At 68.5% G+C, this 3,631-nt stretch carries 5 protein-coding genes; all 5 read right to left on the bottom strand.

The features are described from left to right. Positions 1 to 702 (bottom strand): NAD(P)-dependent alcohol dehydrogenase (locus tag AC5RW2_RS41390; protein ID WP_494075315.1); only part of this gene is annotated, 702 nt, incomplete at its 3' end. Beyond that, positions 699 to 932: a helix-turn-helix transcriptional regulator gene (locus AC5RW2_RS41385; RefSeq protein ID WP_494032793.1), complete on the bottom strand. Its 234-nt coding sequence runs from the start codon at positions 930 to 932 to the stop codon at positions 699 to 701. The genes AC5RW2_RS41385 and AC5RW2_RS41390, both read right to left, overlap by 4 nt. Next, entirely contained in the window at positions 926 to 1,384 is a 459-nt protein-coding gene (locus AC5RW2_RS41380; protein WP_494032794.1) for a hypothetical protein, read from the bottom strand. The genes AC5RW2_RS41385 and AC5RW2_RS41380 overlap by 7 nt, the downstream gene beginning before the upstream one ends. Before the next feature lie 63 nt (positions 1,385 to 1,447). Further along, on the bottom strand, positions 1,448 to 2,323 hold the full coding sequence (locus AC5RW2_RS41375; protein ID WP_494032795.1) for an RNA polymerase sigma-70 factor: 876 nt from the start codon (positions 2,321 to 2,323) through the stop codon (positions 1,448 to 1,450). 3 nt (positions 2,324 to 2,326) lie between these two features. After that, positions 2,327 to 3,487 carry an NAD(P)/FAD-dependent oxidoreductase gene (locus AC5RW2_RS41370; RefSeq protein WP_494032796.1) on the bottom strand — a complete coding sequence of 387 codons (1,161 nt, stop codon included), beginning with the start codon at positions 3,485 to 3,487 and terminating at the stop codon, positions 2,327 to 2,329. Positions 3,488 to 3,631 lie beyond the last annotated feature (144 nt).

Genomic DNA, 3,631 nt, shown 5'->3' with positions numbered 1-3,631 from the left:
CAGGTAGGAGAAGGCGCCTTCACAGCTGACCAAAGCCGGAACGGCCGACGGATCGGCGAAGGCCGACTCCAGGCCGGCCATCAGCACGTCCAGCTCCAAGTCCTCGCGAGTGTAGTCAAAGACGTGGTCCGCGCCGATGGACCGCACGAGGTCCACCTTGGCGGTACTGCACACTCCGGTGACGTTCGCGCCGAAGGCCTTGGCGAGCTGGACCGCGAACGTGCCGACCCCGCCGCCCGCGCCGATGATGAGGACGTGCTGCCCTGGGCGCGGCTGGCCTGCATCCCGGAGGCCGTGGAGGGCGGCACAGGCCGAAACGGGTACGGCGGCCGCCTGTTCGAACGTAAGATTGGCGGGCTTTGGCTCGAGCCGGTCCGCACGGACACGGGTGTACTCGGCATACGTGCCGCTGAGGGACGTGCCGAACACCTCGTCGCCCGGCTGGAACCGGGTGACGTTCGGGCCAACCGCTGCGACGCGGCCCGCCACGTCCCGTCCGCGAACGTGCATTTTTGGCCTGCGCAGTCCGGCGAACAGGCGCAGCAGGTAAGGCTGGCCGGCCATGAGATGCCAGACGCCGGCGTCGACGCCCGCCGCATGCACCTGCACCAGTACCTCGTCGTCCCCGACGTCCGGCTTGGCGATGTCGTCGAGGCGCAGGACGTCGGGCGGTCCGTAGGTGTGCTGCACGATGGCTTTCATGGCGTTTCTCCTTCTTCGGCCGGGTACTGGAACACTTCGTCCAGCGGCACCCCGAACACGTGGGCGATTTGGAAGGCCATTTCCAGCGAGGGCGAGTAGCGGCCCTGCTCGATGGCGATGATGGTCTGGCGGGTCACGCCGGTGCGGTCTGCCAGCTCGGCCTGGGTCATTTCCCCGTGCGCAAACCGCAGCCGCCTGATGTCGTTCGTGATCCTGGTGGGCTTCACCATGCCGGGAGGCCCCGGCGGTAGGCGATGACCTTGGCTACGGAACCGAGGACCGCCGACAGGACGAAGGCGAGGTAGACCGCGTTGGCGATCCAAAAGTACGGCAATTCCACCATCGCCATCACAAGCGCGCAGACGCCTCCAATGACGAGGAAGGACTGGCCGGCGTACTCCCCGAACCGGGAGATCTCCCGGTCCCGCTGATCCTTCTTCCCCGCGCCTTCAGGCATGGCGACGGCAAACAGGATGTTCAGCAGGATCGACGCGGCGATGGCCCCGCCGATCGTCCAGAGCATCGTCGGGACGTAGGGTACCTCAGGCAGCGGAACGGTGCCCGCCCGCCCGAGGATGACGGCAAGATAGACCGCGTAGGCGGCGACCGCCGTCACCAGCATGATCCAGGCGTTTCTTTCCTCAGAACCCACCTCTGCTCCCCCCATAGGTCGAGTGTTCATGTAAAGAATCTCATACATGGTGTGTCAAGAAACAATGACTTTTCTGGATGGGTTCTGCGGGAGTTACCTCGCCATGGCCCTCGCTCCGGTCCCTGCCGCCAGCTTGTCCGGGTTGCGGACCAGGTAGACGCCGGTGACCTGGTCGCCGCGCACCTCCACCGTGGCGGCGAGTTCTACGCGGTCCCCGCTGAACACCAGCAGGCCGGGCATGCCGTTGAGGGTGGAGAGTTCCACGCGCATGTCCGGCACTGGATTCGACGAGATGCCGACCAGGAAGCGGGCGACCCGCTCGGCGCCAAGCACCGGCTTGCGTGCCGCGGTGACCTTGCCGCCGCCGTCGGACAGCAGGACGGCCCCCGGGGCGAGTGCGTCCATGAGGGCCTGCAGGTCACCTCCAAGCGTGGCGGCCATGAACCGCTCCGCCACTTCCCGCTGCTGCCCGTCGCCGGCCTCGAAGCGCGGCCGCCGGGCCCTGACGTGCTCCCTGGCGCGGTGGGCGAGCTGGCGGACAGCCGGGAGGGATTTGCCGGTGGCGTCCGCGACGTCGGCATAAGGGAAATCGAACACCTCGCGGAGCACAAACACCGCCCGTTCCTCGGGCGACAGCGACTCCAGCACCACCAGCATGGCAATGGACAGTGACTCACTTAGCACCGCATCCTCAGCCACATCGGCGCCGGTCACGAGCGGCTCGGGCAGCCACGGACCCACGTACTCCTCGCGCCGGCGCTGGGCCGAACGGAGCGAATTCAGCGCGGTGCGGGTGGCGATCCTGGCCAGGTAGGCGCGGGGATTGACGACGGCGGCATCCTCCACCGTTGTCCACTTCAGATAGCTGTCCTGGACCACGTCCTCGGCGTCGGTAACGGTTCCAGTGACCTCGTAGGCGATGGTGAACAGCAGGGAGCGGTGCTCCTCGAAAACCTCCGCTGCGCCCATGCCTTACCGCGCCTCCGCTGGCCGCGGGCCGCGGGGCCAGGTGTACGAGCCGCTGCGGCGCGCTTCGCCGCGGATCCATGCGAGAGTCATCCGGCAGATCTGTTCCTTTCCGAATCCGGCCAACCGTCCGCGGACCGCCAACCGGCGCGGCCGGTCGTCCGCATGCACCGATTGGAGGAGGCCGGAGGCGCGTCCCAGGCTGATACACCTCACCATAAACCCGGCGGAGAACTTCTTCGGCACACGCTGCTGAAGCCGGGCAATGATGGCATCCGCGGCGTGCGCGCCCATGGGCATGGCCGCGGCGCAGCTCATGCGCAGGTGGCCGGCCACTGCGGCGGGTGGGCGGACGGCGTCGCCGGCGTCGAAGATCTCCGGATGCTCCGGGCAGGCGAGCGAGTCGTCCACCAGCAGCCTGCCGGCGGCGTCGGTGGGCAGGCCGCTGCCGCGCGCCAGGGCGGGAGCGGTGAATCCGGCAGTCCAGACGGTGCAGTCCGAGGGCAGCCAAGTGCTGGCCGACGTCGTCAATTGCCCGCCGCCGGACGGTACCGCTTCGGTGTCCTCCATGAGGTCGACGCCCAGGCTGCGGAGCCGCCTCAACAGTTCGCGGCGGCCGGCGGCGGAGAGATCTTCTCCAATCCCACCGCGGGAGACGAGCCGGACGCGCAGCCGCGGGTGCTGCTCGGCGATTTCCGCGGCAGCCTCGATCCCGGTCAGGCCGCCACCGATAACACTCACCGCTGCGCCCGCTGCCAGCTGCTCCAGCCGCGACCGCAGACGGCCGGCGCCCTGCGCATCGTGCAGGTCGAAGCCGTCCGGGTCCGCTGCCGCACTGGAGCTGCCCACCGCGTACAGCAGCGAGTCGTACTCCAGCGGTTCGCGGCCGTCCGTGAAGTGCACAGTGCGGGCCGCCGGATCGATCCCTGCGGCGGTGCCAACAACGACGGCGGCACGCGGGTGCAGCAGCGAACGCAGCGGCACCGAGGCTGATTCCCGGCTTCCGGCCGCGACCTCGTGCAGCCGGATCCGTTCCATGAAATCCCCGGACGGATTGATGACTGTCACGCTGGCCGCGCCGGCGATCTTCCTGCTACCGGCCAGCCGGTTGGCCGCCATGACCCCCGCGTAGCCGGCCCCGATGATGATGATCCGATGCGCAGACACCGTGACTCCTTTACTTGAAGCGATAGACACACATAGGACACCGGCGGGGGGCGGATTTGTGACAAGCACGTCCGCAGGAGGACGTCCCGGCCGTCGCGGGCCAGCATCCGTGCCACCAGCCCGGCTCCTCCGGCGCGGTAGGTC

This window comes from Arthrobacter sp. B0316-1-20 (assembly GCF_059091865.1).
This window is presented reverse-complemented; position numbering and strand designations above follow the sequence as displayed.

Excerpts from the sequence above, each read along its gene's own strand:
- AC5RW2_RS41385 (WP_494032793.1), bottom strand. The coding sequence starts at position 932 with ATGGTGAAGCCCACCAGGATCACGAACGACATCAGGCGGCTGCGGTTT.
- AC5RW2_RS41380 (WP_494032794.1), bottom strand. The coding sequence starts at position 1,384 with ATGAACACTCGACCTATGGGGGGAGCAGAGGTGGGTTCTGAGGAAAGA.
- AC5RW2_RS41375 (WP_494032795.1), bottom strand. The coding sequence starts at position 2,323 with ATGGGCGCAGCGGAGGTTTTCGAGGAGCACCGCTCCCTGCTGTTCACC.